The following is a 25,773-nucleotide window of genomic DNA, read 5'->3' as shown; positions in this document are numbered from 1 at the left end:
ACGTGTCGCCATCAGCGTCGGCGAAAGCCGACCGGAAAAACGAACTGTCATTGCGACCCCTCGTCGAAAGACGAGGGTGAAGCAATCCAGAGCGGAGGATACCACTGTTCGCCCTGGATTGCTTCGTCGCTTCGCTCCTCGCAATGACAAATGAAAGGAGAGTTGTGTGGTTCAGATGGCTGTTCACGGGGAGGGGTGGGGTGAGGTCTTGTCCCCCGCCCTACTGCGCCAGCCAGGCGTTGAAGCGCTCGTTCATCTCGTCGGCGTGGTCGGCCCACCAGTAGTGATCGACCTGCAGCGCGTTCTGGAAATTCTCGGGCGCCGTCGGCATGTGCGGCCCCATCTCGATGCCGGTCTCGACATGGCGGCCGATCATCGGCACCGAGGACTGGCGCGGCGGGCCGTAGGAGATCCAGGAGGCCAGGGCGGCCTGCTGTTCGGTCGCCGTGGCGAATTTGATGAAGTCCCAGGCCAGGTCGCGCTTTGGTGTGTCGCGCGGGATGACGAACAGGTCGAGGTCCCAGATCTGCCCGTCCCAGACGATCCGGAACGGCTTGCCCTCGACCACCCGCGCATTGAAGATCCGGCCGTGCGGGGCGTTGGCCATGACCACCTCGCCATCGGCCAGCATCTGCGGCGGCTGGGCACCAGCGTCCCACCAGACCACTTGGTCCTTGATGCGATCGAGCACGGCGAAGGCCCGGTCCACGCCCTCGGGGGTGGAGAGCACGTCGTAGACCTCGGCGGCCGGCACGCCGTCGGCCATGAGCGCCATTTCCAGGTTGTACTTGGCGATGCGACGCAGGGCGCGCTTGCCCGGGTAGGTCTCGGTATCGAACAGGTCGGCGATGGCGCTGGGCGGATTGTCGGGGTAGCGGCTTTCGTCGTAGGCGAAGATGCTGCTCCAGACGATGGCCCCCACGGCGCAGTCGGTCAGGGCGCCGTCCAGGAAGTCCTGGGTGGCCGGGGTCCCGTCGGGCGCCGGCGGCAGTTCGTCCAGCGGCAGCAGTTCCAGCACGCCTTCGTCGCACAGGCGAATGGCATCGGACAGTTCGACATCCACCACGTCCCAGTCAACGTTGCCGGACTCGACCTGCGCCTTCACCGGCGCGACGCTGCCGTCATAGTCGATGGAGTTGATGGTGTGGCCGGTTTTGTCCTCCCATGGCGAGTAGTACGCCTCCATCTGAGCCTTGGTGTAGGCTCCCCCCCAACATACCACGTTGAGGTCTTCGGCGAGGGTCGGGGACGACACCCCAGCCAGGACCAGGGCACAAGCTCCGGCCAGCGAGGCGCGGGCCGTCTTGATCGCAAGCGACATGGGATCGAAACTCCTTGGTCTTGTTGGTGTGGGGATGCGCGCCGCCGGCTGCGGGCGCACCCCCAGGCTTAGCCGCGCTACTGCGCTAGCCAGGCGTTGAAACGCTCGTTCATCTCGTCGGCGTGGTCGGCCCACCAGTAGTGATCGACCTGCACGGCGGTCTCGAAGTTCTCCGGCGCCGTCGGCATATGCGGGGCCATCTCGATGCCCGCCTCGGCGTGCTTGCCGACCAGCGGCACGGAGGACTGGCGCACCGGGCCGTAGGAGATCCACGCCGCCTGATCGGCCAGCGGCTGGGTGCCGGTGGCGAACTTGATGAACTCCCACGCCAGGTCCTTGTTGGGCGCGCCCTTGGGGATCACGAACAGGTCGATGTAAAACACCTGTCCGTCCCAGATGATCTTGAACGGCTTGTCCTCGACGGCGATGGCATTGAAGATGCGGCCGTTGTAGGCGCTGGTCATGGAGACCTCGCCGTCCGCCAGCATCTGCGGCGGCTGCGCGCCGGCATCCCACCAGACGACGTCATCCTTGATCTTGTCGAGCATGGCGAAGGCGCGGTCGACGCCCTCGGGCGTCGACAGCACGTCGTAGACGTCGCCCGGTGCCACGCCGTCGGCGACCAGGGCGAATTCCAGGTTGGCCTTGGCGGTGTTGCTGAGGCCGCGCTTGCCCGGGTAAGTCTCGACATCGAAAAAGTCGGCCATGGAGGATGGCGGATTGTCCGAGAACTGGCTTTCGTCATAGGCGATGGCCGTCGACCAGACAATGTTACCGACGCCGCAGTCCATCACCGAGCCGTCGATGAAGTCCTCATCGGCCGGGGTGCCATCGGCGGCCGGCGGCAGGTCCTCCAGCGGCAGGATTTCCAGCAGGCCCTCGTCGCACAGGCGCACGGCGTCGGACAGTTCGACATCGACCACGTCCCAGTCAACGTTGCCGGACTCGACCTGCGCCTTCACCGGGGCGACGTTGCCGTCGTAGTCGATGGAATTGATGGTGTGGCCGGTCTTTTCTTCCCACGGCGTGTAGTAGGCTTCCTGCTGGCTCTTGGTGTAGGCTCCACCCCAGGAAACGACGTTCAGATCCTCGGCCAGGGCTGGGGACGCGGCACCGGCCAGCGCCAGGGCGCAAGCCGCCGCCAGCGGCGCGCGGAAGCGTTGGGTCGCAGAGGTCATTGGATGTGTCCTTCCTGTTCCAGGGTCACGGTGAACGGAGGCCGCCCGCCCTGTGGCATTCGGCGGGCGGTCAGGCGTCCAGGGCCCGGCAGTCCTCGGCGTGCCAGCCCACGCGCAGGCTCTCGCCCGCGCGCAGATGAACGTGCCCGGACCAGTTGGGCACCTTGACGATGAAATCGTCGTGGCCGCACACCCGCATGCGCGAGCGGATGTGATCGCCCACGTAGATGACTTCCAGCACCTCGGCGTCGAGGATGTTGGGCGTGCTGCCGGGGTCGGGATTGATCGACACCCGCTCCGGCCGCAGCGACATCAGCGTCCGTTCGCCGATGCCTCCGGCCCGGATGTTGACGGCGCGGATGCTGGCGCCGCTGTCGGATCGCACGGTGCACAGCGGGCCGTCCACCGCCTCGACATGTCCCATCAGGCGGTTGTTCTCGCCGATGAACTGGGCCACGAAGGCGTTGGCCGGCCGCTCGTACAGCGTCGCCGGCTCGTCCAGCTGCTGGATGACGCCGTCGTCGAACACGGCGATGCGGTTCGACATCGTCAGCGCCTCGGTCTGGTCGTGCGTGACGTAGACCATGGTCACACCCAGGCTTCCGTGGATGTGCTTGAGTTCGTACTGCATCTGCTCGCGCAGGTTCTTGTCCAGCGCGCCCAGCGGCTCGTCGAGCAGAACCAGTTGCGGCTCGAACACCAGCGCGCGGGCCAGCGCGACGCGCTGCTGTTGGCCGCCGGACAGTTGCGCCGGACGGCGCCGGCCCAGGTGGCCCAGTTCCACCATGTCCAGCGCGCGCTGGACGCGGCGCTCCATCTCATTCCGGGCGACACCGCGCACCCGCAGGGGGTAGCCCACGTTCTCCGCCACGCTCATGTGCGGAAACAGGGCATAGTTCTGGAACACCATGCCGATGCCGCGTTCGTGAGGCGGTACGTTTTTGATGGGTTGACCGTCCAGCGTGATCTGACCGTGCGTGGGGGACTCGAAACCAGCCAGCATCATCAGACAGGTGGTCTTGCCCGACCCCGACGGACCGAGCAGGGTCAGGAACTCGCCCCGGGCGATGTCGAGGTTGAGGTTTTTGACGACCAGCGTTTCGCCGTCGTAGCTCTTCTGAACGTCCTGGAACCGAACGAACGGATCCCGTGTCTCGGACATGCTGCCCCGCCGTGCTCCGAATGCGCTGCCGTGTTGGGTGAGTCACCGGGCGATGATTGGCGCCGCCCACGGGCTCACCGTGGAATTGAACGAGACGGTAGCATGGCAGAGCAAAAAAACAACAGGCGGAACAAGCCCTCCCAAATAGACGCTCAAGGGTTCTTGAAATGAAGAAGGTGCGACACCCAGAGGGTAGATCAAAAACCGAAGAGATGAATTTCAAGACGTTGGGAAATGTTGCGACTCTCTGCGCCATGTTGCCGGCAAAGCCCGCTGGTTTCTCGCTCAGGCAAGGCCAAGTTTCAGTGCGCCGCCCTTGCGCTTTTCGTCTTGCTTGGCGTGGCAACTGCCCGCGCCTTGGGCACAATGCCCGCAGAATCTTAATGAGCTGCCTGCGCTTTTTGCATACGTGGAGACCGATCATCCGAAGGGCGGTCCTGCCAAGGAACAGCGGCGCGGGCCGGTTCGGTCTCATCGTGCTGATGCTGATGACGGTGTGGGGGGCCGACTCGGGCGCGGCGGCCTGTGATCGGGATCGCCTGATTGTGGCGCTGGACATCGGCCACTCGGTGGCCTCGCCCGGCGCGACGAGCGCGCGGGGGCGGCCGGAGCATGCCTTCAACGTCGATCTGGCGTCACAGGTGCTGGCGCACATGCACGCGGCCGGACTGTCGGGGGCCGCCCTCATCGCGCCGGCCGATGCCGCCCTCGACCTGTGGGAGCGGCCACGCCGGGCGGCGGCGATGGGGGCGCACCTGCTGCTGTCCATCCATCATGATTCGGTGCAGCCGCGCTATCTGGAGCAGGGCACGCTGGACGGCCGCCCGGCCCGCTTCAGCCGCCATGCCCAGGGGTATTCGCTGTTCATCTCCGGCAAGAACCTGTTCCCGGAGGAGAGCCTCGCTGTCGCCAAGGCCATCGGCCGGGCGCTGGCGGACTGGGGCCTGTCCCCCAGCCTGCACCACGCCGAGCCCATCGCCGGCGAGAACCGCCCGCTGTTGGACCCCGACCTCGGCATCTACGATTTCGCCGATCTGGTGGTGTTGAAGGCGGCGGCCATGCCGGCGGTGCTGATCGAGGCCGGGGTGATCGTCCATCCGGAAGAGGAGGCGCGCCTGCGGGACCCGTTCCACCAAGACATTCTGGCGGAGGCCATCACCCGGGGCGTGGTCGAGGCGTGCGGGGTGCTGGTGGGGGGGGAGTAGGGCGCAATGATGGTCCGGCCATCAAGGCCGGGTTCAGCGCCGGGTTTAGCGGAAGAACAGCGCGGCGATGCGGCAAGGACCCGCGCCCGCCATCTCGGAAAAAAAGCGCCCAGGCTCTGCCGACGCTGCGCGACGCGTAACTGAAGGGCTATAATGCTAACGTTGCTTGATTGTGGGTTATGGCGCCCATAGAATGTCGCTTTCGAACCGTGGAGTCCGGGCTTCTTGTGACAAGGGAGAATGCCATGCGCCTCTATGATATCGGAGAAGCCTTTGTTTCTGGTGTTTTTTCTATTCCGGTCGACCTTTATTATGGCAGCAGAAGAACATTCGAGGACATGGGGTTGTTCGGCGAAGAAGTCCAGAATGAGAATGCTGCAGAGCGCGGGCGGATTGCCGATCTAATAAAAAAGGCCTTTAATAATAAGCAGGTTATATACAAACTCGTGCAGATTATTCTTGATGATTTTTTTGCACAACTCCCAGAGTCAACCAAGGGAAAACTCAAAGAAGCGCTCGACAAGGCGGGGATATGGACGGCTTCTCGGTATGGGGCCCAAATCACGCTGTCGAGCTATTTAGGTCAAAAAATCGCCGCAGCCGTTGTGACCAAAGCGATTGTCAAGAGGCTTGTCTCTGTTGGGGTCGGCGCTATTGTTTCCGTTATCGTTACGCAAGGTATAATTGAGCGTTCGTCGGAAGCCTCGAAGAGACTCCGGAGAGCGAATCCACGATTGCATCAAAAGCTAAAGAGAGAATCTCTCGATGTTATTTACTTCCTTGTTGAAGAAGAATTGGCTCCATTGATTGAGTGCAATACAATATCTTTGAGAAATCCAGGGGCGATAGAGGAATTTGTAAAAACAATAGAAGAGAGCATAAAATGAAAAAACTACTTATTCGGATCATCTGCGCTGCATGGGAGATTGTAGTCTCCTTTTTTCAGGGGATCTATATTTTTATTTCGATTGTCGTTTCTTTCATGTCATTTTATTTATTTCATGACTGGTTTTCGTCAAGTGGCGTTGAAGATCCGAACCTATTGTCGGCCGTCCTTGCTGTGGTGTTTTTTCTGTTTTTATTGGCCTTGTACGTACTGACGCCATACGTGCTGAGTGCTGTTTTCAAACGGACAGCCGGCCGATGATAGATCATGTCGCGATCCGCCCTTGGTGGCCGATCCCCTGTGCCGCACCCCACCGCGCCTCAGAGTTTTGCAAGAGGCTCACCAGCCATTCCTTTTAGAGCGAGTGTTTTTCTGCTCGCGCTCCCATCGATTGCACTGTCCGGCACTTGGCAGGTTTTTGTTTTTTCCGCATCGGTGTTGCCGGATTTTTTTCAAGGGCGTTACACTTCAGTCCGGCGCGACGCGCCACCCCGGCGCGCGGGCGCAGGTCTGGTGGAGCGGGCGTCAAGACCCGGTCAGCCTCCGGACGAGGAGACGTCCTGGAACATGTCGGTTCGAATCCTCCGGGCCGTGTCCCTGGCCTTGGTCGTCGTCGCCATGATGATCGTGGGGTACTTGGCGTGGGCCATTACCGCGACCTATGAGCATGAATACGTCCTCGCGCGGCACTCCCTCGCCCGCACGCTGACCCACCGCATCGACTCCGTTATTGAGCGCACCCTGTTCATGGCCGATGCCGTGGCTGCCATGCTGCTGGCCAGTGACCACGTGACCGAGGCGGAGTTCGCGGCCTTTGTGGAGAGCGTGAATCTGTTCGGTCCCCCCGAGGCGGTGCGGGCGGTGGGACTGTCGGTCCTGGTGGACTCAGAGCAGTGGCCCGCGCTGGCGCGGTCCCTGACCGAGCGCCAGGCGGAGCGGGCCGCGCTGGGGTATCCGCCCCTGGTTCTGGCCGCGCCGCCCGGTCCCGCCGCCGGGGCCTATGCGGCCCCCATGCTGTATGCGGAATCGCCGGAAGGCCGCGCGGGGATCATCGGCTTCGACATGGCGTCCAACGCTGAGCGATTGGAGACCCTGCTGGCGTCACGGGACGCAGGGGAGGCCCGCGTGACGGCGCCCGTACGCCTGTCGCAGGATCCTCGGGGCGCGCCGCCCAGCATCCTCATCATGAAGGTTCTGGCTCAGCAGATTCCGCTGGCGGTGAATACGGGGGATGCCCCCGGCGTCATCGCCGTCAGCCTGACGCCGGGGCGCCTGATCGGCGCCGTCCTGGGGGACGGCACGGCGGCCGCCGCGTCGCAGCCGCGCGTCCGGGTGGAGGATGTGACCGGGGACGCGGTGTCCCGGGATCTCTATCACTCGCCCGGTCTGGGGCCGGACAGTGAGGCGTTCGACGCGGTTCACCTTCCAATTCTGAACCGGACGTGGCGGGTTTCGTTCTATCCGCCCCTCGCCGGCGGTGATGGGCACCGCACGTGGCTGGTGAACGGTCTGACCGGGGTGGCTCTGCTGGTTCTGGTGGCCCTGGGTCTGGTGCTCGATTCCAACCTGCGCTTCCGCGTCACGCTGCAACAGCGGGTGGACGAACGCACGACCGAGTTGACCCGGGTGAACGCCGACCTGCGCGACACCGCCCGGCGCGCCGAGGCAGCGAACGTGGCCAAGTCCGAGTTTCTGGCCAACATGAGCCATGAACTGCGCACGCCGCTGAACGCCATCATCGGCTTTTCCGAGCTGATGGCCAACCGGGTCTTGGGGCCGTTGCCCGAGACCTATGCCGAGTATCCCGATCTGATCGGGGGCAGCGGCCGCCACCTGCTGGAAATCGTCGACAACGTGCTCGACCTGTCGCTGATCGAGGCCGAGTCCATGAAATTGGAGCGCGAGCGGTTCGGTATGAGTGCGTTGGTGAATGAGGTGCTGGCTCTTCTGTCGCGGACGGCGCGCGACAAGGGGGTGTCCTTGGAGAACGGGACGGATGCCCTGCACGCCTTGTTTTTGGATCGCAAGCGGATACGGCAGACGCTGTTCAATGTGATCGGCAACGCGGTGAAGTTCACCCCGCCGGGCGGGCGCGTGGTGGTGCGCAACCGGTGCGGTGACGGCTCGCACCGCCTCATCATTGAGGACACCGGCCGAGGCATGTCGGCGGCTCAGATCGCCGTCGCCCTGCGCCCCTTCGGGCAGGTCCACGGCGACCCCATGACGCGCCAGCACGGCGGGGCGGGGCTCGGCCTGTCACTGTCGGCGGAAATCATGCGGTTGCACGGTGGCCGGCTGGAGATCCACAGCCGCCCGGAGGAGGGCACGTGCGTGATCCTCGCCTTCCCCGCCGACGCCGACAACCCCGCCCACGACTGATCGAGGCGGGTGACCGAAGGGCCCCCGCCGGCTCTCGACTTGGCGGCGGCTGTCTTTCGGCCAGCCGCCCGACAGGTGCGGACCATTTAACCGGAAACCGTATGATCCCACCCGGACACCGCCGCCAGTCCGGCCGCGCCGCTGTGACGTAGACGGGGGGCGGTGGCGGGAGTGATCCCGCCCAGGGCAACCGTCGGCAGGCCCGCCCGCCGGCTCATCAGGGTGAACCGCACCGGGCCGAGCGTGGCCGCGTCCGGATGGCTCGCGGTGGGAAAGACCGGCGACAACACCGCCATGTCCGCGTTCAACGCGCGCGCCCGGGCCAGGGCGCGGGGACCATGGCACGCGACGCTGAGCAAGCGTCCTTGCCTTTTCGCCCACGCCAGCGCGGGGGCCAGCACACTCCGGCGCGCCAGTCCTTCCGGCAGGTGCAGGCCGTCGGCGCCCAGCACCGCCGCCAGCCGCCAGTCCCCGGCCACCAGCAGCACCATGCCCCGCGCCCGGGTCCGGCGCCGCAACGCCCGGCCGCGCGCCAGGGCCTCCGCCCAGGCGAGTCCGTACGGGCGCCAGATCAGGCCGGCGCCGCGCGGCATCCGCCTCAGAACCGGCATCGGATCCGGCAGACGCGCCGGATCGCTCACCAGCCACGCGGCGGGCAGCGGCCGGTTTCCGACCGCCGTCAGCCGTCGCGCGGAGTCCGCCAGTGATCCCGCCACCAGCGTCCTATCCCTTCCGGGGGCCGCCGACGACGCCGTCGTCGAACAGCCTGGAGACCTGATGGTCGTCAAGACCCAGGATGCCGGAGAGAATATCCTCCGTGTGCTCGCCCAGGTGAGAAGCCCTGACCGGCGGTTCCCGCTCGGCCGCGCTGAACTCGAACGGCGAGCCCGGCACCAGGTATTCCCCGATGCCCGGTTGGTCGATCATCTCGAACATGGGATGGGCCGTGCTCAGGTCGGGGTCGGTCTCGACGGCTTGTTTGAAGCTACGGAACTCCGACCAGGTCACGCTGTTCTGATTGAACAGGTCGGCGAAGTCCTCGACGCGTCGATCCGCAAACCAAGGCTTGAGGATTTCGGTGATGGCGTGGCGGTGGATGAAGCGCTCGCCCTCCTTGTTCAGGTCCGCGCCCAAACGCTCGCCCAGCGCCGTGAAGGCGTCCGCCAGCCCGGTGACCTTACCCAGGCCGCGCCATTGCCGGTCGGTCAGGGCCACCAGCATAATGCGCCGGCCGTCGGCGGTGATGAAGTCCTGCCCATAGGCGCCGTACAGCGCGTTGCCGTACTTGGGCCGGTCCACGTCGTTGACCATAACCTCGCCCAGGATGCCCAGATTGCCGAGCATCGCCAGGGCCACATCCTTCAGCGCCAGTTCGACCAACTGGCCCTCGCCGGTCAGGCGGCGGTGTCGTTCCGCCGCCAACAGGCCGAGTGCCGCCTTCTGCCCGGTGATGCAGTCCCAGGCCGGCAGCACGTGGGCAATGGGATCGCTCGATCCCTCCGGGCCGGTGGCGTGCGGGAAGCCCACGGCGGGGTTGACGGTGTAGTCCACCTGGGGGGCGCCGCCGCGCGTGCCCAGGATGGAAATCATGATCAGGTCGTCGCGGTGCTGGCGGAGAGAATCGTAATCCATCCAGCCCCGAACCCGCAGGTTGGTCAGGAAGATGCCGTTGCCGGGGCCGGGCGCGCAGATCAGGTTGGTGACGATCTCCTTGCCCCGATCCGTGGTCATGTCCACGGCGATGGACTTCTTGCCCTTGTTGAGGCCGGCCCAGAACATGGACCGGTTGTCGGACGTCACCGGCCAGCGGTAGTGGTCCAGGCCGCCCTGAAGGCGGTCGAACCGGATCACCTCGGCGCCCAGTTGCGCCAGGGTCATGCCCGCCAGCGGGGCGGCCACGAAGGACGTGCCCTCGACCACCCGGAGCCCTTGCAGGAGTTGCGCCACCTCGATCCTCCCCGTTTTGTTTCAACCCAGTTCTACGCCTTGGGTGTTCGCCCGGATCTCGGTTCACCCCTCCGTCCAATGCACGGTGGCCTTCATGCAGACCAAGCCGTCTCCGTTCACGGTCATCAGGTCGTGGCCGCCGTCGTCGCGCGCGTACCCGTGCACGGCCACGGGATCGAAATCGAACAGCGGCCGCACGCCCCGGAAGGCGTAGGACGCGACCCGCCGCGTCGGTTCGCGCCGCCGCGCCGATTCCATCAGCATCATGGCCTGAAGCGGCCCGTGGACGACAAGGCCGGGATACTTCTCGGTTTCCATCGCATAGGGACGGTCGTAGTGGATGCGGTGGCCGTTGAACGTCAGCGCCGAATAGCGGAACAGCAGCACCGGATCGACCGCGACCGGGTCGCGCCAAGCCGGATCGGCCGGCGCCTCCTGCGGCGGCGGCGGTTTGAAGACCGTGGGCATGGCGATGTAGACGATGTCCTGCTCCTCTTCCACCGCCAGACCGCGCGGCGTCGAGACACGGTGGCGCACGGTCACGAACACCATGTCGCCGGCCTTGCCGCTCTTCTCCTGAACGTCGAGGATCTCGGAGTCCCTGGTGATCGTGTCCCCGACCCGCAACGGATCGCCCTGGAACGTCAGGCGCCCGCCGGCCCACATGCGCCGCTCCAGGGGGATGGCCGGCAGGAACCCGCCGCGCTTCGGATGGCCGTCCGGCCCGACGTTGGACATCGGCGCGTCCGGCAGGAAGTACAGCCAGTGCCACAGCGGCGGCAGCGCATCGCCGGGGGTCGGCTCTACCGCCGCATCATTGAGGGTGGCCTGCATCAGCTTGACGGGTACCGGGGTGGCCAGGTCGATGGCGGTCTGGTACCGGCCGATGGCGGTCCGGGGCGAGTCCTCCGGAGCGTTGGGGGGCATCGGGTGATCTCCTGAGGGCGGCGAACGACGGTGGGGGCGGGCGGCCCCGTCCTCCAAGGTTGGGACGCGAGCCGCCGCCGACAACCATGCGGGGGCGGCAAAAGGCTACTACACCGACCGTCCGGCCTGCCAGCGGCCGAGACGCACGGCGTACAGCACCACCAGGGTGGTGATGTAGATCATGGGGTCCAGGATGTCCGCCTTGACCATCAGGACATAGTGCGCGGCGGCCAGGGCGCCGGCCACGTAGACCAGCCGGTGCAGGCGCTTCCAGCGTTTGCCGCCCAGGCGCTTGATCATGCCGCTCGTGGAGGTGGCGGCCAGCGGGATCAAGGCCACGAACGCCGCCATGCCGACCATGATGTACGGCCGTTTGGTCAGATCGCCGAAGAACGTCGGCCAGTGCAGGCCGATGTCGATCACGACGTAGGCCAGCACATGCAGGCAGGCATAGGCAAACGCCCACAGGCCCATCATGCGGCGATAGCGGATGAAGCGCGCCGTCCGGGTCAGGTGCCGCAGCGGCGTCAACGCCAGCGTCAGCACCAGCAGACGCAGCGCCCAGTCCCCCAGGTGTCGGACGATGGTCTCGATGGGGTTGACGCCCAGGTCGCCCGTGACGGCCCACCAACCCAGCGCCAGAAGCGGCAGCGCGCAGCCGATGAACACCGCCCACCACTCGATGCGGTCGCGGGTCATACCGCCCTCCGAAACGGAAGATCGTTTCGGAGGGTGGCCGGCGCACGCGCGCCGGCGGGCCGAAGGCCCGGAGCCGCGCGCCCCGAAGGGGCGTTGCGGCGAACGAAAAACCAAGACTCACGATCTCTGGTCCGTCGCAGAGATACCGTGCTGGACGAGTCAATCCTCTCGTCGGCCAGGATCAGACAGCGGCGGCTGTCATCGGGTCCAGTTCCGCGCATTCCCCGTCTCCCTTCAGGCCACCCGATCCGGGTTCGGTGAGTCCTCAGTTCGTCAGCCGTTCCATGATCGCCGGCAGGTGCACCTGATCACCCTTGTAGTTACCGGTCAGGGCGTACAGCACCAGATTGACCCCGAACCGATAGGCCATTTCCCGCTGCCGGTTGCCGCCGGGCACGGTGGCGAACAGCGCCCGGCCGGTCTCGTCCGTGGCCCAGGCGGCGGCCCAGTCATGGGCGCCCACCACCAGGGATGACACGCCGTCGTGGGTGGACGGATCGGCCTCGACCCACACCGTCTGACCCTGGGTGCGGCCCGGGAAGCGGTCGAGCAGATAGAAGCTGCGGGTCAGGACGTGATCCTCCGGCAGCGGCTCCAAGGGCGGAATGTCCACACCGTCGAGCACGCGCGCCGGATCGCCGCCGGGATGCACGTCCAGCAGGATCATGCCGCCACCGCGCAGATAGGCGGCGATGGCCCGGCGGGCCGACGATGTCACCGGGGGCTGTCCCGGCGTGATGGTCCAGTACAGCAGTGGAAACACCTCCAGGGCATCGCGCGCCGGATCGACCGCCACCGGCTCGGCGAGTTCCGCCGACGTGCGCCGCGCCAGCACCCGGGTCAGGGCGACCAAGCCGGCTTCGGTGACGCGGTCGGTCTCTGCCTCGCCGGTGTCCACCCACGCCAGCCGGGTGTGCAGCGCCCCGGCCAGTGCCTTCGGATCGATGGGCGCGTCGTCCGCCCGCGCCGGCCCCGGCCCGGCCAGCGCCGCCGCACCGACGGCCAGCAGCACGGCGGCGGCGGTGGTCGCCCGCGCCGTCCGACCCGGCAGCAGGCCGCGAAACGCCAGCGACACCAGCAGGTCCACCAGGGCCAGAACCAGGGCGGCGGTCAGCAGCGGCGGGCGCAGGTCGCGCTCGCCGGCCGTGGCGTTCAGGCTGGCCGCGTGCGCGTTCTCCGGCAGCGCGCCCAGCATCTCCGGCGCCGACAGCGCCGCCCCCAGCGTGTGGGCATGCAGGTGTCCCGGGGGACCGTACAGACCGGGCGGGTGCGCCGGATCGATCCGGGGGGCCTCAATCATCGCCGACGGCAGCGGACGGGTGCCGGGCGGCGGATCGACCGCGCGGCCGAAGCCGTCCAGGATCCGGTACGGCGGCAGCGGGGTGCCCGCCTCGGTGCCGGTGTCGCGTCCCCCGACCCCCGCGCTCGTGTCGATCAGACGGCGCAGCATGTCGATGAACAGGCCGGACATGGCCAGCGAGGACCAGCGCGGATCGGCGGTGACATGCACCAGAACCACCCGGCCGCGCCCCACGGTCGCGCCGGTCACCAGGGGTGTGCCGTCCTCCAGGCGCGCCCAGGTGCGGGCGGGCAGGTCGGGCGCCGGCTCGGCCAGCACCTGCCGTGACACCGTCACGTCGTCGGGCGGGGTCAGGCCGGCGAAGGGTCCGGTGTCGGGGAAGGGGGCCAAGTGGGCCGGCGCGGTCCATGACAGCGCGCCGCCCATGGCGCGCTCCCCGGGGCGCAGCCGCACCGGCAGCAGCTCGGGTGCCAGCTCCGGCAGGCGCGGCCCGGCGAAGCGCACCAGCGTGCCGCCGTCGCGCACCCAGTCCACCAGCGCGGCCACCGCCTCGGCGTCCGGATGGGCGCCGTCGGTCATCAGCATCAGCGCCAGCCCGCCCTGAAGCAGGTCCGTCACCCCGCCCTCGCGCGGTCGGGCCAGCGGCACCAGCGCCTGCCGCAGATAGTGGGTCTCGTCCAGTAGCGGCACCGGGGCGCCTTCGCCCGCGCCGGTGCCAACCACGAGGCCGACCGGCCGGCGTCGCCAGCGTCCGTCCGCCGGCACCACGGCGGCGGCGCCTTGGTGCCCGGCGATCTCCACCCGGCCCAGGTCCGGCAGCACTTCCGCCGGCAGGTCGAGGCTGACCGGGGTCGTCGTGGCGCCCTCCGGCAGGGTCGCGGGAACGCTCAGCACGGCGCGGCCCTGGGCATCCAGCGCCCGCACGGTGACGGCACGGGCCGGCAGCCGGTCGGCGGCGGGCCGGGTCACCTCCAGGGCCGGGCCGGATTCGCCCGGTGTGGTCAGGGGCCGCAGGATCAGGGGGCCCTCGTCGGGGGCGGCCCGGTGGACCGTCAGGCCGCCAAGGTCACCCAACGCGGTCATCATGGCGTCGGTGTCCGGCGCGGCCAGCCCGTCGTGTACCCAGACCGCGCGGCCCGCCTCGGGCCGGGCCGACGCGAGGCGATCCAGGGCGGCCGTCAGGTCCTTGTCCCAGGGTTTGGGGTCGAGCGCCCGCAGCACCGTGGCCGCGTCGCCGGGCGCCATCGGCGCCGGCGGATCGGCGACCGCGTCCGGGGCCTCGGCGGCGGTGGTCAGCACCATCACCGCCCGCCCGTGCCGCCCGGCCCGGGCGACGAGGTCCAGCATCAGGGCACGCCGCTCCGACCACGTGGGCGCCGCCGCCCAGGTGTCGTCCACCACCAGGATCAGGGGACCGTCACCGTCCGCCGCCGTGTCTCCGGCCGGAGATAGAACCGGCCCGGCCAGTCCCAGGATCAGCACCAGGGCGAGCAACAGCCGCAGCAGGATCAGCCACCACGGCGTGCGCACGGACACCTGTTCCTCGGCCCGCAGGCCAAACAGCAGGCCGACGGCCGGAAACGCCAGACGGCGCGGTGCCGGCGGCATGGCGCGCATCAGCCACACCAGCAGCGGCAGCGCCGCCACCGCCAGCAGCACCCAGGGAGCGCCGAACGCCAGAGGACCCAAGCTCAGCATTGTCACCGGCCCTCGCGGAGGTTGCCACGACTCATTCGATGGTATGTATGTCGCCCCGGGCGACGGATCGAGGCTTGGCCGTCAGTTTCCCGCCTGGTGTGCATTTACTCATCAGAAAGTGCGTCGCCTTCCCGGAATCTCAGTGTTTTTTGTTCCGGCGGAAGAAGAACATCGTGAACTTTGACGACGCGATAAGTTGCCTCGCCAATGATCTCGCTATTCTCATTCATAATGTATGATTCTTCAAGGTCAACATCCAAGGAACTGCCGGGCGGCGCGTTCACTGCGCCAGACTGGAATGTGTTGAGCCAATCGAGATCATCTATCGACGCATCAATCGCCCTTTTATAGACAAGGGTCCACTTTGAGGTGCCCTCGTACACCGCCTTTCGAATGCGGACGCCCGTCCGGATGTTCGATTTCTGGAGATTCTGCGGGATCACTTCGGGCAAATCCGAGCCGCCGGGCTCCGGAATCTCGTCCGAAGAAAACTCGGTGAACACCGTGTCGCCATCATAGAACTTTAGTGAATCATACCCCGTCTCTCGCAGAGGAGCCAGCACATCAAGGGTTTTTCGCCTGATATTCTTGTCGGCATATAGCTCGTAAACCGCCTTGCTGATGATGATCGGTTCGTCGGCGCCCTCAACCCGAACCTCTATAACACTGTTTCCATCTTTCATTTTTAGTACCGTGACTGACTCAATTTTCCTTCCTCGAATATGCTTAATAAATTTGAAAAGGCCCCAACCAACTCCGCCTGCGGCTCCTCCGACCAGACCTATCCATTCCGCTATTTCCTTGGCGGCCACAATCCGTTCGTCTGTGATGAGAAGTTTGGCTTGTTCCCAGATCGTCAACGCGAGTTCAAGATTCAACTCGAAGCACTTCTGCTCCAGGTTCGCGTTGACATAGACTTTGACGCCAGCGCGGTCCCCATTGGCGAATGTGTTGGCGGCTTTCACCACCTCGCTGAGAGACAGCAGCGCGGGAGCCAAATGGGCAACGTCCATCGAATGCCCGCTCAGTGCGGGACCGTCGAAACGGATGACAGAATGGACGCGCTCAACCATGGGAACTGCTCCTGTCCCATCACTATACGGACGTTGAAGGCGGAAAGGAATCCCTCAGGATCAGGATCGAGACGCCCCCTGCGGATCGAGTCCGCTGGGCACTGGTGCCTACGGCGTCGTCGCCAGCAACCGTCCGCCCCGGCGCAACGGCACGATGGACCGCGCCAGTCCGGTGGCGTCGTCGGTCTCCACCACCACGCCGCACAGGGTCGCCGGCCCGGACGCGGGCTTTAGCCGGTCGGTCGGCATCTTGCGCACGAACCGCTGCGTGGCCGGCACCTTGATCATCCCGATCACCGAGTCATAGTCGCCGCACATGCCGGCGTCGGTCTGATAGGCGGTGCCGCCGGGCAGGATCTGGGCATCCGCCGTCGGGATGTGGGTATGGGTGCCGATGACCGCCGAGACGCGTCCGTCGAGGAAATGCCCGAAGGCCATCTTTTCGCTGGTGGCCTCGGCGTGGAAGTCCACCAGAATGGCATCGGCGCCGCGCCCCGGCGGCCCGCCCAGCGGCGCCGCCTCGACCTCCCGCAGCGCGGCGGCGAAGGGATCGTCCAGCGGGTCCATGAACAGCCGCCCCATGACCTGCACCACAAGCAGCCGTCGCCCGCGCGCATCGGTGATGAGCACGGCGCCGTTGCCCGGTGTGCCCGGCGGATAGTTCGCGGGGCGCAGCAGGCGCGGCTCGGTGCCGATGTAGGGGATGATGTCGCGCTGATCCCAGGAATGATTGCCCAGCGTGATGGCGTCGATCCCGGACGCCAGCAACTCCTCGCACAGACGAGGGGACAGCCCGAAGCCGTGGGCCGCGTTCTCGCCGCAGGCGATGACGACATCAAGGGCCAGTTCGTCGCGCAGGCCCGGCAGCGCCGCGCACACGGCATCGCGTCCACTGCGTCCGACAATGTCGCCCAGAAAGAGAATGCGCATCAGCCCGGGCCTTTCGAGAGATCATCCGGCCGGATCACGCCGCGTTCCGTGACCACGGCGGTGAGCGGAACGTCGTGCGGTTCGACAGGAACTCCGCCCTCGGCCAGAGGCACCTCCTGACAGGCGAAGGCAAGGCCGACGGCGGTTGCGGCGCGGCCGTCTAAAAACCGGTCATAGTAGCCCGCCCCAAAGCCCAGTCGGTGGCCGCGTCGGTCGAATCCCACCAACGGCACCAGGATCCAGTCCGGCTCCACCGCCGGGGCTGTCGCCGGAGGCTGACGGGTGTGGAACGGCCCCGGCTCCAGCGCGTCCGGATCGCCCTCCCAGACGCGGAAGATAAGGCTCGGAGCGGCGCCGGGCGGTGGCGTGACGGGCAATGCGAGGGGATGCCCGCGCGCCCGCAGCGCCTCCAGCAGGGGACGGGGGTCGATTTCCCCCGCCAGCGGCCAGAACCCGGCCACCACCGCGCCCGGCGGCGGTGACGGGAGGGTCAGGGCGTGGTCGCGCGCGGCCAGCGCTGCCTGGGCGGCGGTGTCCGGATCCAGCGCCCGCCGCGCCGCCAGCAAGTGCCGACGCAGTGCCGCCTTGTGGGCGGCGGCGGCGCACAGTGTTGGATCGCAGATGAGAGAAGAAGCGGTCACGCGCGGCCCTCGCGGAAACCTATGCGAACAGCCGCCGGACCCAAACCGTACGGCGGGCCGGGGTCGCTGACGGGAAGACGGTGCGGAGCCACCCTGGCCGTTGGCGGTGCGACCTCCACATGGGCCGCGGACACAACGTGGGCGCCGTGTGACGAGACCAGGGTCCCGACAGGGACAGCTCCCTTTCTTAGACGTATAGCCCCCGGGAGTGTGCGTGCCTGACGAACCGGGCAGCCCCGCCCCCTCAACCTAGGCCTGGTCCAGGTGCGCGGCAAGGGCCTCGATGCGCTGGGCCATGGCTGCGATGACGGCGGCGGCCTGATCCTCCGCCTCCGCATGGGCGCGGTCGCGGGCCTCGGCCCGCTCCGCCTCGACGCCCATGGGCTCCACGCGCGCCAGCAGTTCGTCGCGCTCGCGTTCCACGTCGGCCAGCGAGTCGGCCAGTGTCAGCCCGATCATGATCAGGGCCATGCCCTCGCTGAGGTGACCGAGCCGCCCGCTGAGGTCGTCGGCCATTGAATCGAGCCGTTTGCTCAGATCGATGACGTTCTGTTCTTCCCCCTCGCCACAGGTGATGCGGTAGTCGCGGCCGTTGACGGTGATGGTAACCTGCGGCATGGGCCGTTCATCCTTCCAGGTCGAGAAGGGCGCGCAGTCGCGCCACGGTGCCGTCGAGCCGGCCGTCGACCTGCTCGACCACGTCCCGAAGCTGGGTGTAATCGCCGCGCAGCGCCGCGTATTCGTCGCGCAGGGCGGAGACGTCCTGTTGGCGCGCCTCGCTGTCGGCCTCATCCCGGGTCAGGCGATCCGCGCGGGCCGCGACCGCCGTTTCCAGGCGGCTGATGGCCTGCCCCAGCACCTCAAGCGCCTCGTCAACGCGTTGCCCGGCCATGTCGTCCTCCTGGGTCCGCCGACCGTCGGCGGACCGTTTCACGTCGATCATCACCACCCTGTCCGGGTGCCGCGCGACACCGCAAGACGCGTGTTTTCCTGATCGGATTCAGCATGCTACTTTAAGCGGCTGGGATCAAACCTGAGAATAAGGACGCCGGGGAGTCGCGTCAATGGCGACACCGTTGCTTTCCGAACCGGAGGAGTCGCGGCCCTGGACGCGCATTGCCGGCCCGGATGACCTTCTGGCGGCGGCCCGGGCGGCGCCGGCCGGCATGCCCCTGGTGGTCGCCGCGCCCGAAGGCGTGGGCGAGGCCCTGGGACCTGGCTGGCCGCGCGCGCTGGTGACCGTCTTTCGCGAGCGCTGGGCGCGGGTCGAGTCGGAGGCACCGCCCCCGCCCCCGCCCCTGGTGCTGGTGTGGGAGTGCGGCCCGGCCGTGGGGCTCGCCTTGGCGGCGCTGGCCGACTGGCCGGCGCCGCCCGGTTGGACGCTGGTTTTGGCGCTGGACGATGACGTGCCGGCGCCAGCCGTGGAGGCCCTGACGTCCCGGGCCGCGACGGCCGGGGTTCGGGTGCGGCTGTTGCCCCGGGGAGGCGGCGCGGCCGATTCCTGACGTGTCCAACATCGGCGCCCGATTTTTGTTGCGAGCGGTTCTTAAAATCAATACCGTGCAGACCGTAACGATGGCCTGATCACCCCTGCCAGCCGGGCGGCGGATCGGGCCTCCCTTCCGGACAAGGACCAGGGTCGCATGACCGAGACAACATCCGCCCCCATCTCGCCGACAGACGGCCTCGCCGCTGGAACCGAGGCGCCGTCCGCCCCGGCCGTTGATTTCGGGCAGGAAGCCTCCGCCGGGCCGTGGGACCTCGCCGCCGTCGGCGTGGTGGTGCTGGTGGCCGGGGTCTACCTGTGGCGGACCTATTTCGGCCGGCGCCGCACCGCCTGCGCGGGCTGCGGCAAGGCCAAGGCCTGCCCGGTCAGCGCGAGCACACAGGAGGCGCCGCGCGCCTGATCCCGCGCGGGGCATCGCGACGGTTTTCTTCGGCGCGGATCGGCGCTATGTCTGTCGCAGGCGCGCGGGGCTGTCGTCCCGCCCCCCGTGGTGCGATGGACCCCATCCGGCATGATCGAGTTTCTTTGCGCTGTTACCGCCCTGTTCGGCGGGTTCGGGCTGTTCCGGGCCGTGATCGGGCCGGGACGCGGTGGGCCGTCGCCGAACGAAGCCCAATGGCGCCTTCTGCATGCCCTGCTCGGCAGCAGTCTGATCGGCATCGCCGCGCTGGTGGCCGCGCCCCTGGGCCTATTCGGCGCCTGGGCGGCGGCGTTCGCGCTGTGCATTCCCCTGGCGCTGGCCCGTCCCGACTGGATGGTGCCGGGCCGCCGCCCGGATCGGCGGCGCGGCGCGATGGGGTACGGCGTTCTCGTCCTGCTCATGGCCGGGCTGTATCTTGTGATGCCCGACATCGCCGACCCCCGCAGCCCGGGGGATCCCGTCGTCGTGGACATCGTGGCCTATGCGTCCCTTGTCATGGGCCGGCTGTGGCTGTGGCGCGCGCGGGCGGATGCACCGTGGCGCCGGCTTGAGGAGGCGGACGACCTGAAGGCCCTGGAATCGGGACCCTGGTGGGACCGGGTGTGGGCGCGTCAGCAGGCCGACGCCGCGTTCGCCGATGTCGGCGGGGGGGGCGAGGCCAGTGCTGAGGCGGCGGGGGGCGACGCGTTCGAGGAGGCCGCGACGAAGCCCGAGGCGGCGCCCAAGGCCGATCCCGAGGCCGCCGAGGACGCCGCGCTGAAGGTTCCCGGGTATGATCCCGAGCTGTTGGTGGAGGAACTGGCGGCCTTTCGCGCTCATCACGGGCGGATCCGGGGGGTGGCCCTGGCGTGGCCCAATCATCCGGTGTCCGAGGCGCTCATGCATGTCTCCGTCATCCTGCGGGAGACGCGCGCGTTCCTTCAACTGCACCCGGACAAGTACCGTGATCTGCGCCCCATCCTGGTCGGTCACGCCGAGACGGCAGCCGACATCGCCCGGCTGGTGGACCGCATCAAGGGCGTGGGCGAGAGCCTGGACGATCCGGAGGAAGTGGCCCATCGCCTGTTCGCCCTGGCCAACCTGATGCGCGAGACGCGGCGCAAATCGACCCAGGCCGAGCGCGACCGCCTCAAGGCCAGCATGGCGGTGATCGACGACGAACTCAGCGCGCTGTCGGCGGTGCGCGATCTGCGCGCGCGCATGGATCGGGAGCGCGCGGCCGACGGGCCGTCCGGGTGATTCCCGGCCGGCGCATGTGTTCCGGCGAGTCCGTCGTCAGCGGAAAACGGGCTTCGGCGAAACAGGACCCGAGTATCAGGGCTGCCTACGCCTTGTTTCCAGTAGGTCGTGGAGAACGGAGAGACCCTTGCATAGTGCGGAGACGGTATCAGGGCGGGGAGGGCTGCCCGGAAACGCCCGTCTGAGCCATCTGAAGCGGCTGGAAGCTGAAAGCATCCACATCATCCGTGAGGTGGTCGCCGAGGTCCGGAACCCGGTGATGCTGTATTCCATTGGCAAGGATTCGTCGGTGATGCTGCATCTGGCCCGCAAGGCGTTCGCGCCGGGGCCGCTGCCGTTCCCGCTGATGCATGTCGACACGACGTGGAAGTTTCGCGAAATGATCGAATTCCGTGACCAAACGGCGCGGGAACTGGGCCTCGATCTGATCGTGCATGTGAACGAGGACGGCGTGCGCGACGGTGTGGGGCCGATCAGCCATGGCTCTTCCGTGCATACCGATGTGATGAAGACCCAGGGGCTGAAGCAGGCGTTGACGAAGCACGGCTTCGACGCGGCCTTCGGCGGCGCGCGCCGCGACGAGGAGGCCAGCCGCGCCAAGGAGCGGGTGTTCTCCTTTCGCACCGCCGCCCACCAGTGGGACCCGCGCAATCAGCGCCCGGAACTGTGGTCGCTCTACAACGGCCGCATCAAGACCGGCGAGAGCATCCGCGCCTTCCCGCTGTCCAACTGGACCGAACTGGATGTCTGGCAGTACATCCTCCAGGAAACCATCTCGGTGGTGCCGCTGTACTTCGCCAAACCGCGCCCGGTGATCCCGTACAACGGCATGTGGGTGATGGTCGACGATGACCGCCTGCCGATTCCCGAGGGCACCGAGCCGGAGATGAAGAGTGTGCGTTTCCGCACCCTGGGCTGCTATCCGCTGACCGGCGCGGTGGAAAGCACCGCCGCCACGGTGGCCGAGGTGGTGGCCGAGATGCTCAATTCGCGCACGTCCGAGCGCGCCGGGCGGGCCATCGACCACGACCAGGCCGGCTCCATGGAACTCAAGAAGCGGGATGGGTACTTCTGATGGCCGACGACGGACGGACGTTCGACGCCGCCGCGACCGAGGCGGTCCTCAGCGGCAAGGCCGCCCAGCGCGACCTGCTGCGCTTTCTGACGTGCGGTAGCGTCGATGACGGCAAGAGCACCCTGATCGGCCGGATTCTCTACGATTCCAAGCTGATCTTCGAGGATCAGCTCAAGAGCCTGGAGCGCGACAGCAAGGCGCGCGGCCGGGCAGGGGGGGCGCTGGACCTGTCGCTGCTGGTGGACGGCCTTCAGGCCGAGCGCGAGCAGGGCATCACCATCGACGTGGCGTGGCGCTACTTCACCACCGACCGGCGCAAGTTCATCGTCGCCGACACGCCGGGCCACGAGCAGTACACGCGCAACATGGCCACCGGCGCCTCGAACGCCGAACTGGCCGTGCTGCTGGTGGACGCGCGCAAGGGTGTCCTGGTGCAGACGCGCCGCCATGCCACCATCGCCCGGCTGATGGGCCTGCGGCACGTGGTGCTGGCGGTCAACAAGATGGATCTGGTGGACTACGACCACGCCACGTTCGAGTCCATTCGCGCGGACTTCGTGGACTTCGCCGCCCGCATCGACCTGCCGGAGCCGGTGTGCATTCCGGTTTCGGCCCTGATGGGCGACAACGTGGTGAACCGGGGCGACGGCATGCCCTGGTATGACGGCCCAGCGCTGCTGCCGTTCCTGGAGGAGGTGGACGTCGTCCAGGACAGCGTGACGGCCCCGTTCCGCTTTCCGGTGCAGTGGGTCAACCGGCCCAACCTGGATTTTCGCGGCTATTGCGGCACGGTGGCGTCCGGTGTTGTGCGGCCGGGCGACCGCATCGTCGTCAATCCGTCGGGCCGACCGACCACGGTGGCCCGGGTGGTGGACTTCTCGGGCGATCGCGATCGGGCGGTGGCCGGCGAGGCGGTCACGCTGACGCTGGCCGACGAAGTGGACATCGCCCGGGGCGACGTCATCAGCCCGGCCGACGCGCGTCCGGAAATGGCCGATCAGGTGGCGGCGCACATCGTCTGGATGGCCGAGGAGCCGTTGCTGCCCGAGCGCAGCTATCTGATGAAGATCGGGCATGCCACGGTTCCGGCCCAGGTGACCGAGATCAAACATCGCCTGGACGTCAACACTCAGAACAAGCTGGCGGCCAAGCAACTGGATCTGAACGAGGTGGCGTTCTGTAATCTGGCGATGGCCCGGCCGGTGCCGTTCGACCCCTATGAGGACAACCGCGCCACCGGGGGCTTCATCCTGATCGACCGGACCACCAACCACACCGTCGGCTGCGGCATGATCGCCTTCGGCCTGCGCCGCGCCGCCAACATTCACTGGCAGGCGCTGGAGGTGGACAAGGCCGCGCGCGCCCACCAGAAGCATCAGCGGCCGTGCGTGCTGTGGTTCACCGGCCTGTCGGGCGCCGGCAAGTCGACGGTGGCCAACCTGGTGGAAAAACGCCTGTTGGCCATGGGCCACCACAGCTACATTCTGGACGGCGACAATGTCCGCCACGGCCTGAACCGCGACCTGGGCTTCACCCCGGAAGCCCGAGTGGAGAACATCCGTCGCGTCGCCGAGGTGGCGCGCCTGTTCGTCGATGCCGGGCTGATCGTGCTCGTGTCGTTCATCTCGCCGTATCGGGCGGAGCGGCGGCTGGCGCGGGAAAAGGTCGAGGACGGCGAGTTCCTGGAGGTGTTCGTGGATGCGCCGCTGGAGGTCTGCGAACAGCGCGACCCCAAAGGCCTCTACAAAAAGGCCCGCGCCGGCCAGCTCAAGAACTTCACCGGCATCGACTCCGAGTACGAACCGCCGGAGGCGCCCGAACTGCACCTGCGCACCGACCGGGCCAGTCCGGACGAACTGGCGGACGAGGTCGTCCAGGCGCTGCGGGCACGCGGGCTGCTCAAGGGATAGGGCGGCCGGCCGTCGGCCAGCCGCCTTGCGCCATCACAGTTCCGTCTTTTCCCGCATTTCGGCCACGCGCTGTTCCAGCGTGTCGTTCAGGCCGTCCAGCCCGCCGGTTTCCTTCAGCACCGACGCATATTCGGAGCGCCACGTCTGGGACATCCAGATGCCTTCGACCGAGATATCGACGATACGCAGGCCCTCGTCCCGTTTGCGCAGACGCCAGGTCACGACGAAGGGCTTGCCGTCCTGATCGCCGATCCTGGTCTCGACGAAATGCCCCTTGTCGCCGTCAGGGATCACGTTGGTGACGTGCAGACGCTGGCCGCCGTAATCATCGAATCGGCTGCCCCAGTTGAAGACATTGAAGTCCTTGAAGAGCTTCAGGAAGCGCTCGCGCTCCTCATCCGTCGCGGAGCGCCAGGCCCGCCCCACCACGAATCGGCCGACGGCCTCAAGGTCGAAGGCGTCCTCCAGCAACGCTTCGAACTTCTCGATCCGGGCTTCCGTCGAAATATCGGGTTGCAGGATTTCCTCAATGGCCCGGTCGGACACGGCCATCAGAAAGGCGTCGGGTTCGTCGGGCATGTCCGCCGCGAGGCCGGCGGCCGGCGCCGCCAGGATCAGGGCCACAGTCAGGAGGGCTGTCCGCAGCCAGTCCGTGAGGCGAAACGTCAACGGAATCGATGTCATGGCGCTCTCGTTCGTTGGGGCGGGGGGACCGCCGTGCGGTCGTGTGCCGGTGCATGCCGGTGCTGAACCACCCTTCAGCCTATCGTCCAATCGGGGCCGGACTTGGAATAGACTGAGAGGATTCGGTGATGATGGCTTTTGGCTAGCATGGATTGCCGCTTGAATCCACGGGGCGCGCGCGGGGCCAGCAATTCTCAGGATGGAGGGAGAACACCGGTTGCGGCCGGTGCCGGCCTGTTCTCCTCCCCCCCTTCGGGGGGAGGTTGGGAGGGGAGCGAGGCGATGTCCGCACGGACCCCGCTTGCCGCATCAATCCCGCAGGCCTTTTTTCAACCCCACCCCACCCCAGCCCTCCCCTATCCAGGGGAGGGAGTCAGGCCCGCGCCTGGGGCGCCCAGCCGTTCACTTCGGAGGCCGCGCGGCCAAAATGAGACCTGCTGGCGCGGGGCGGCGGCGCTTCGGCGCGATCCGCCTTGTGTTCATATAAAGATATGTTTATATGTGGATGCAGGCGGGGACGACAGAGTTCTGCGGCTGGCCTGGACGGGATCGCATCGACGGATGAACGGGACCATGGAGCAGGTGCTGGGTGGGCTGCGCGCGGCGGGCGAGGAAACCCGCCTGCGGCTTCTGGCTCTGTGCGCCCGGGGGGAACTAACGGTGACCGACATGGTGGCCATTCTTGGTCTCAGTCAGCCGCGCGTGTCGCGGCATCTGAAGGTCATGTGCGACTCCGGTCTGTTGGAGCGGGTCCGCGAGGGTTCCTGGGTGTTCTACCGTCTCGCCGGGCGCGGTGCCGGTGCCACCGTGGCCCAGGCCATCACCGCGCTGCTGCCGGACGATGATGCCATGCTGGCCCGCGACCGGGACCGGCACGCCGAGATCCTGCGCGCCCGCGCGGAGGCCGCGCAGAGCTACTTCCGCGCCAATGCCGCCCAGTGGGACGACCTGCGCCGTCTGCATGTGGACGAGGCCCGCGTGGAGCAGGCCCTGCTGGATCTGCTGCCGCTCGCTTCGGTGCGTGATCTGCTGGATGTGGGCACCGGCACCGGCCGCATGCTCGGGCTGTACGCCCCTTACATTCGCGAGGGCCTGGGCATCGATATGTCCCGGGAAATGCTGTCGGTGGCTCGCGCCAACCTTCAGGCCGCCGACGCCGCCCACTGTCAGGCGCGGCTGGGCGACCTGTATCATTTGCCCTGTGACGACGGGTCGCGCGACGCCGTGACCGTCCATCAGGTGCTGCATTATCTGGAACGTCCGGCCGAGGCGGTGCGCGAATGCGCCCGCGTGTTGCGGCCCGGCGGGCGGCTGGCCATCGTCGATTTCGCGCCGCACGACCTTGAGGACCTGCGCGAGCGCCATCAGCACCGCCGACTCGGGTTCTCCCATGACGACGTGGCCGGCTGGTGCGCAGACGCCGGCCTGACGGTGGAGCAGATCCTTGATCTGCCCGGCGGCGCGCTGACCGTGACCCTCTGGCTTGCCCGTCGCCCGGAGGGCGCGTCCACCCCGACCGACACAACCACCGACACAACCGAAGACTCCCCAGGCAAGGAGCACGCCGCGTGACTCTCGATCCCCGTACCAC

23 protein-coding genes and 1 other RNA gene are annotated in these 25,773 nt (G+C 67.4%); 9 read left to right on the top strand and 15 right to left on the bottom strand.

From position 1 onward, the window contains the following. Positions 1 to 220: 220 nt before the first annotated feature. From BLS85_RS06450 to BLS85_RS06440, 3 genes are all read right to left on the bottom strand, one after another. A complete protein-coding gene (locus tag BLS85_RS06450) occupies positions 221 to 1,321 on the bottom strand; it encodes an ABC transporter substrate-binding protein (RefSeq protein WP_092783942.1) in 1,101 nt (366 codons plus the stop codon). 77 nt (positions 1,322 to 1,398) lie between these two features. Further along, positions 1,399 to 2,499: an ABC transporter substrate-binding protein gene (locus BLS85_RS06445; RefSeq protein WP_092783939.1), complete on the bottom strand. Its 1,101-nt coding sequence runs from the start codon at positions 2,497 to 2,499 to the stop codon at positions 1,399 to 1,401. 70 nt (positions 2,500 to 2,569) lie between these two features. Continuing rightward, complete coding sequence (locus tag BLS85_RS06440; protein ID WP_092783936.1) at positions 2,570 to 3,661, bottom strand: ABC transporter ATP-binding protein; 1,092 nt, start codon at positions 3,659 to 3,661, stop codon at positions 2,570 to 2,572. Positions 3,662 to 4,143: 482 nt separating this feature from the next. Between BLS85_RS06440 and BLS85_RS06435 the strand changes: the two genes are divergently transcribed. From BLS85_RS06435 to BLS85_RS06430, 3 genes are all read left to right on the top strand, one after another. Continuing rightward, complete coding sequence (locus BLS85_RS06435) at positions 4,144 to 4,866, top strand: N-acetylmuramoyl-L-alanine amidase family protein (protein WP_092783934.1); 723 nt, start codon at positions 4,144 to 4,146, stop codon at positions 4,864 to 4,866. 245 nt (positions 4,867 to 5,111) lie between these two features. Next, positions 5,112 to 5,753: a hypothetical protein gene (locus BLS85_RS18645; protein WP_143027107.1), complete on the top strand. Its 642-nt coding sequence runs from the start codon at positions 5,112 to 5,114 to the stop codon at positions 5,751 to 5,753. Positions 5,754 to 6,319: 566 nt separating this feature from the next. Continuing rightward, positions 6,320 to 8,131 (top strand): ATP-binding protein, encoded by a 1,812-nt coding sequence (locus BLS85_RS06430; RefSeq protein WP_176793423.1) that lies wholly within the window; start codon positions 6,320 to 6,322, stop codon positions 8,129 to 8,131. Positions 8,132 to 8,217: 86 nt separating this feature from the next. Here the strand turns inward: BLS85_RS06430 and BLS85_RS06425 are convergent, their stop codons facing one another. The 11 genes from BLS85_RS06425 to BLS85_RS18640 form a co-directional block, all read right to left on the bottom strand. Further along, a complete protein-coding gene (locus BLS85_RS06425) occupies positions 8,218 to 8,847 on the bottom strand; it encodes a thiamine phosphate synthase (RefSeq protein ID WP_245699106.1) in 630 nt (209 codons plus the stop codon). A gap of 7 nt (positions 8,848 to 8,854) precedes the next feature. Next, the gene (locus tag BLS85_RS06420) at positions 8,855 to 10,078 is read right to left on the bottom strand and encodes a CoA transferase (RefSeq protein WP_092783928.1); all 1,224 of its coding nucleotides are present in this window, start codon (positions 10,076 to 10,078) and stop codon (positions 8,855 to 8,857) included. A gap of 63 nt (positions 10,079 to 10,141) precedes the next feature. Further along, the gene (locus BLS85_RS06415) at positions 10,142 to 11,005 is read right to left on the bottom strand and encodes an HTD2 family dehydratase (protein ID WP_092783925.1); all 864 of its coding nucleotides are present in this window, start codon (positions 11,003 to 11,005) and stop codon (positions 10,142 to 10,144) included. Between the two features lie 108 nt (positions 11,006 to 11,113). Further along, positions 11,114 to 11,704, bottom strand: a complete 591-nt coding sequence (locus BLS85_RS06410) for a protein-methionine-sulfoxide reductase heme-binding subunit MsrQ (RefSeq protein ID WP_092783922.1) — start codon at positions 11,702 to 11,704, stop codon at positions 11,114 to 11,116. Between the two features lie 265 nt (positions 11,705 to 11,969). Continuing rightward, entirely contained in the window at positions 11,970 to 14,702 is a 2,733-nt protein-coding gene (locus BLS85_RS06405; RefSeq protein WP_092783919.1) for a DUF4159 domain-containing protein, read from the bottom strand. Positions 14,703 to 14,806: 104 nt separating this feature from the next. Continuing rightward, on the bottom strand, positions 14,807 to 15,775 hold the full coding sequence (locus BLS85_RS06400; RefSeq protein ID WP_092783916.1) for an LAPAL motif-containing putative phage structural protein: 969 nt from the start codon (positions 15,773 to 15,775) through the stop codon (positions 14,807 to 14,809). 108 nt (positions 15,776 to 15,883) lie between these two features. Next, positions 15,884 to 16,705 carry a TIGR00282 family metallophosphoesterase gene (locus tag BLS85_RS06395; protein WP_092783913.1) on the bottom strand — a complete coding sequence of 274 codons (822 nt, stop codon included), beginning with the start codon at positions 16,703 to 16,705 and terminating at the stop codon, positions 15,884 to 15,886. Next, positions 16,705 to 17,346: a 5-formyltetrahydrofolate cyclo-ligase gene (locus tag BLS85_RS06390; RefSeq protein WP_245699105.1), complete on the bottom strand. Its 642-nt coding sequence runs from the start codon at positions 17,344 to 17,346 to the stop codon at positions 16,705 to 16,707. The genes BLS85_RS06395 and BLS85_RS06390 overlap by 1 nt, the downstream gene beginning before the upstream one ends. 81 nt (positions 17,347 to 17,427) lie before the next feature. Beyond that, a non-coding RNA gene (gene ssrS / locus BLS85_RS06385) (6S RNA) lies at positions 17,428 to 17,586 on the bottom strand. A gap of 9 nt (positions 17,587 to 17,595) precedes the next feature. Further along, positions 17,596 to 17,964 carry a cell division protein ZapA gene (locus BLS85_RS06380; protein WP_143027106.1) on the bottom strand — a complete coding sequence of 123 codons (369 nt, stop codon included), beginning with the start codon at positions 17,962 to 17,964 and terminating at the stop codon, positions 17,596 to 17,598. 7 nt (positions 17,965 to 17,971) lie between these two features. Beyond that, on the bottom strand, positions 17,972 to 18,289 hold the full coding sequence (locus BLS85_RS18640) for a hypothetical protein (protein ID WP_143027105.1): 318 nt from the start codon (positions 18,287 to 18,289) through the stop codon (positions 17,972 to 17,974). Positions 18,290 to 18,410: 121 nt separating this feature from the next. On the opposite strand from BLS85_RS18640, the gene BLS85_RS06375 reads away from it, so the two are divergent. The 5 genes from BLS85_RS06375 (at position 18,411) to cysN (ending at position 23,498) form a co-directional block, all read left to right on the top strand. After that, on the top strand, positions 18,411 to 18,851 hold the full coding sequence (locus tag BLS85_RS06375) for a hypothetical protein (RefSeq protein ID WP_092783907.1): 441 nt from the start codon (positions 18,411 to 18,413) through the stop codon (positions 18,849 to 18,851). 138 nt (positions 18,852 to 18,989) lie between these two features. Continuing rightward, positions 18,990 to 19,253 carry a hypothetical protein gene (locus tag BLS85_RS06370; protein WP_092783904.1) on the top strand — a complete coding sequence of 88 codons (264 nt, stop codon included), beginning with the start codon at positions 18,990 to 18,992 and terminating at the stop codon, positions 19,251 to 19,253. Positions 19,254 to 19,364: 111 nt separating this feature from the next. Beyond that, a complete protein-coding gene (locus BLS85_RS19035; protein ID WP_092783901.1) occupies positions 19,365 to 20,513 on the top strand; it encodes a hypothetical protein in 1,149 nt (382 codons plus the stop codon). 181 nt (positions 20,514 to 20,694) lie between these two features. Beyond that, positions 20,695 to 21,588 (top strand): sulfate adenylyltransferase subunit CysD, encoded by an 894-nt coding sequence (gene cysD, locus BLS85_RS06360; RefSeq protein ID WP_092784079.1) that lies wholly within the window; start codon positions 20,695 to 20,697, stop codon positions 21,586 to 21,588. Then, entirely contained in the window at positions 21,588 to 23,498 is a 1,911-nt protein-coding gene (cysN, locus tag BLS85_RS06355) for a sulfate adenylyltransferase subunit CysN (RefSeq protein WP_092783898.1), read from the top strand. Before cysD ends, cysN begins: the two co-directional genes overlap by 1 nt. A gap of 33 nt (positions 23,499 to 23,531) precedes the next feature. Here cysN and BLS85_RS06350 read toward each other — a convergent pair whose 3' ends face one another. Beyond that, positions 23,532 to 24,182, bottom strand: a complete 651-nt coding sequence (locus BLS85_RS06350) for an MlaC/ttg2D family ABC transporter substrate-binding protein (RefSeq protein WP_092783895.1) — start codon at positions 24,180 to 24,182, stop codon at positions 23,532 to 23,534. 561 nt (positions 24,183 to 24,743) lie between these two features. Here BLS85_RS06350 and BLS85_RS06345 point away from each other — a divergent pair. Further along, positions 24,744 to 25,754 carry an ArsR/SmtB family transcription factor gene (locus BLS85_RS06345; protein ID WP_245699104.1) on the top strand — a complete coding sequence of 337 codons (1,011 nt, stop codon included), beginning with the start codon at positions 24,744 to 24,746 and terminating at the stop codon, positions 25,752 to 25,754. Positions 25,755 to 25,773 lie beyond the last annotated feature (19 nt).

The sequence above is a fragment of the Rhodospira trueperi genome (assembly GCF_900101965.1).
Lineage (GTDB): Bacteria > Pseudomonadota > Alphaproteobacteria > Rhodospirillales > Rhodospirillaceae > Rhodospira > Rhodospira trueperi.
This window is presented reverse-complemented; position numbering and strand designations above follow the sequence as displayed.

Coding starts and splice junctions, on each gene's coding strand:
- BLS85_RS06450 (WP_092783942.1), bottom strand. CDS start 1,321: ATGTCGCTTGCGATCAAGACGGCCCGCGCCTCGCTGGCCGGAGCTTGT.
- BLS85_RS06445 (WP_092783939.1), bottom strand. CDS start 2,499: ATGACCTCTGCGACCCAACGCTTCCGCGCGCCGCTGGCGGCGGCTTGC.
- BLS85_RS06440 (WP_092783936.1), bottom strand. CDS start 3,661: ATGTCCGAGACACGGGATCCGTTCGTTCGGTTCCAGGACGTTCAGAAG.
- BLS85_RS06435 (WP_092783934.1), top strand. CDS start 4,144: ATGCTGATGACGGTGTGGGGGGCCGACTCGGGCGCGGCGGCCTGTGAT.
- BLS85_RS18645 (WP_143027107.1), top strand. CDS start 5,112: ATGCGCCTCTATGATATCGGAGAAGCCTTTGTTTCTGGTGTTTTTTCT.
- BLS85_RS06430 (WP_176793423.1), top strand. CDS start 6,320: ATGTCGGTTCGAATCCTCCGGGCCGTGTCCCTGGCCTTGGTCGTCGTC.
- BLS85_RS06415 (WP_092783925.1), bottom strand. CDS start 11,005: ATGCCCCCCAACGCTCCGGAGGACTCGCCCCGGACCGCCATCGGCCGG.
- BLS85_RS06410 (WP_092783922.1), bottom strand. CDS start 11,704: ATGACCCGCGACCGCATCGAGTGGTGGGCGGTGTTCATCGGCTGCGCG.
- BLS85_RS06405 (WP_092783919.1), bottom strand. CDS start 14,702: ATGCTGAGCTTGGGTCCTCTGGCGTTCGGCGCTCCCTGGGTGCTGCTG.
- BLS85_RS06400 (WP_092783916.1), bottom strand. CDS start 15,775: ATGGTTGAGCGCGTCCATTCTGTCATCCGTTTCGACGGTCCCGCACTG.
- BLS85_RS06395 (WP_092783913.1), bottom strand. CDS start 16,705: ATGCGCATTCTCTTTCTGGGCGACATTGTCGGACGCAGTGGACGCGAT.
- BLS85_RS06380 (WP_143027106.1), bottom strand. CDS start 17,964: ATGCCGCAGGTTACCATCACCGTCAACGGCCGCGACTACCGCATCACC.
- BLS85_RS18640 (WP_143027105.1), bottom strand. CDS start 18,289: ATGATCGACGTGAAACGGTCCGCCGACGGTCGGCGGACCCAGGAGGAC.
- BLS85_RS06375 (WP_092783907.1), top strand. CDS start 18,411: ATGGCGACACCGTTGCTTTCCGAACCGGAGGAGTCGCGGCCCTGGACG.
- BLS85_RS06370 (WP_092783904.1), top strand. CDS start 18,990: ATGACCGAGACAACATCCGCCCCCATCTCGCCGACAGACGGCCTCGCC.
- BLS85_RS19035 (WP_092783901.1), top strand. CDS start 19,365: ATGATCGAGTTTCTTTGCGCTGTTACCGCCCTGTTCGGCGGGTTCGGG.
- cysN (WP_092783898.1), top strand. CDS start 21,588: ATGGCCGACGACGGACGGACGTTCGACGCCGCCGCGACCGAGGCGGTC.
- BLS85_RS06350 (WP_092783895.1), bottom strand. CDS start 24,182: ATGACATCGATTCCGTTGACGTTTCGCCTCACGGACTGGCTGCGGACA.
- BLS85_RS06345 (WP_245699104.1), top strand. CDS start 24,744: ATGAACGGGACCATGGAGCAGGTGCTGGGTGGGCTGCGCGCGGCGGGC.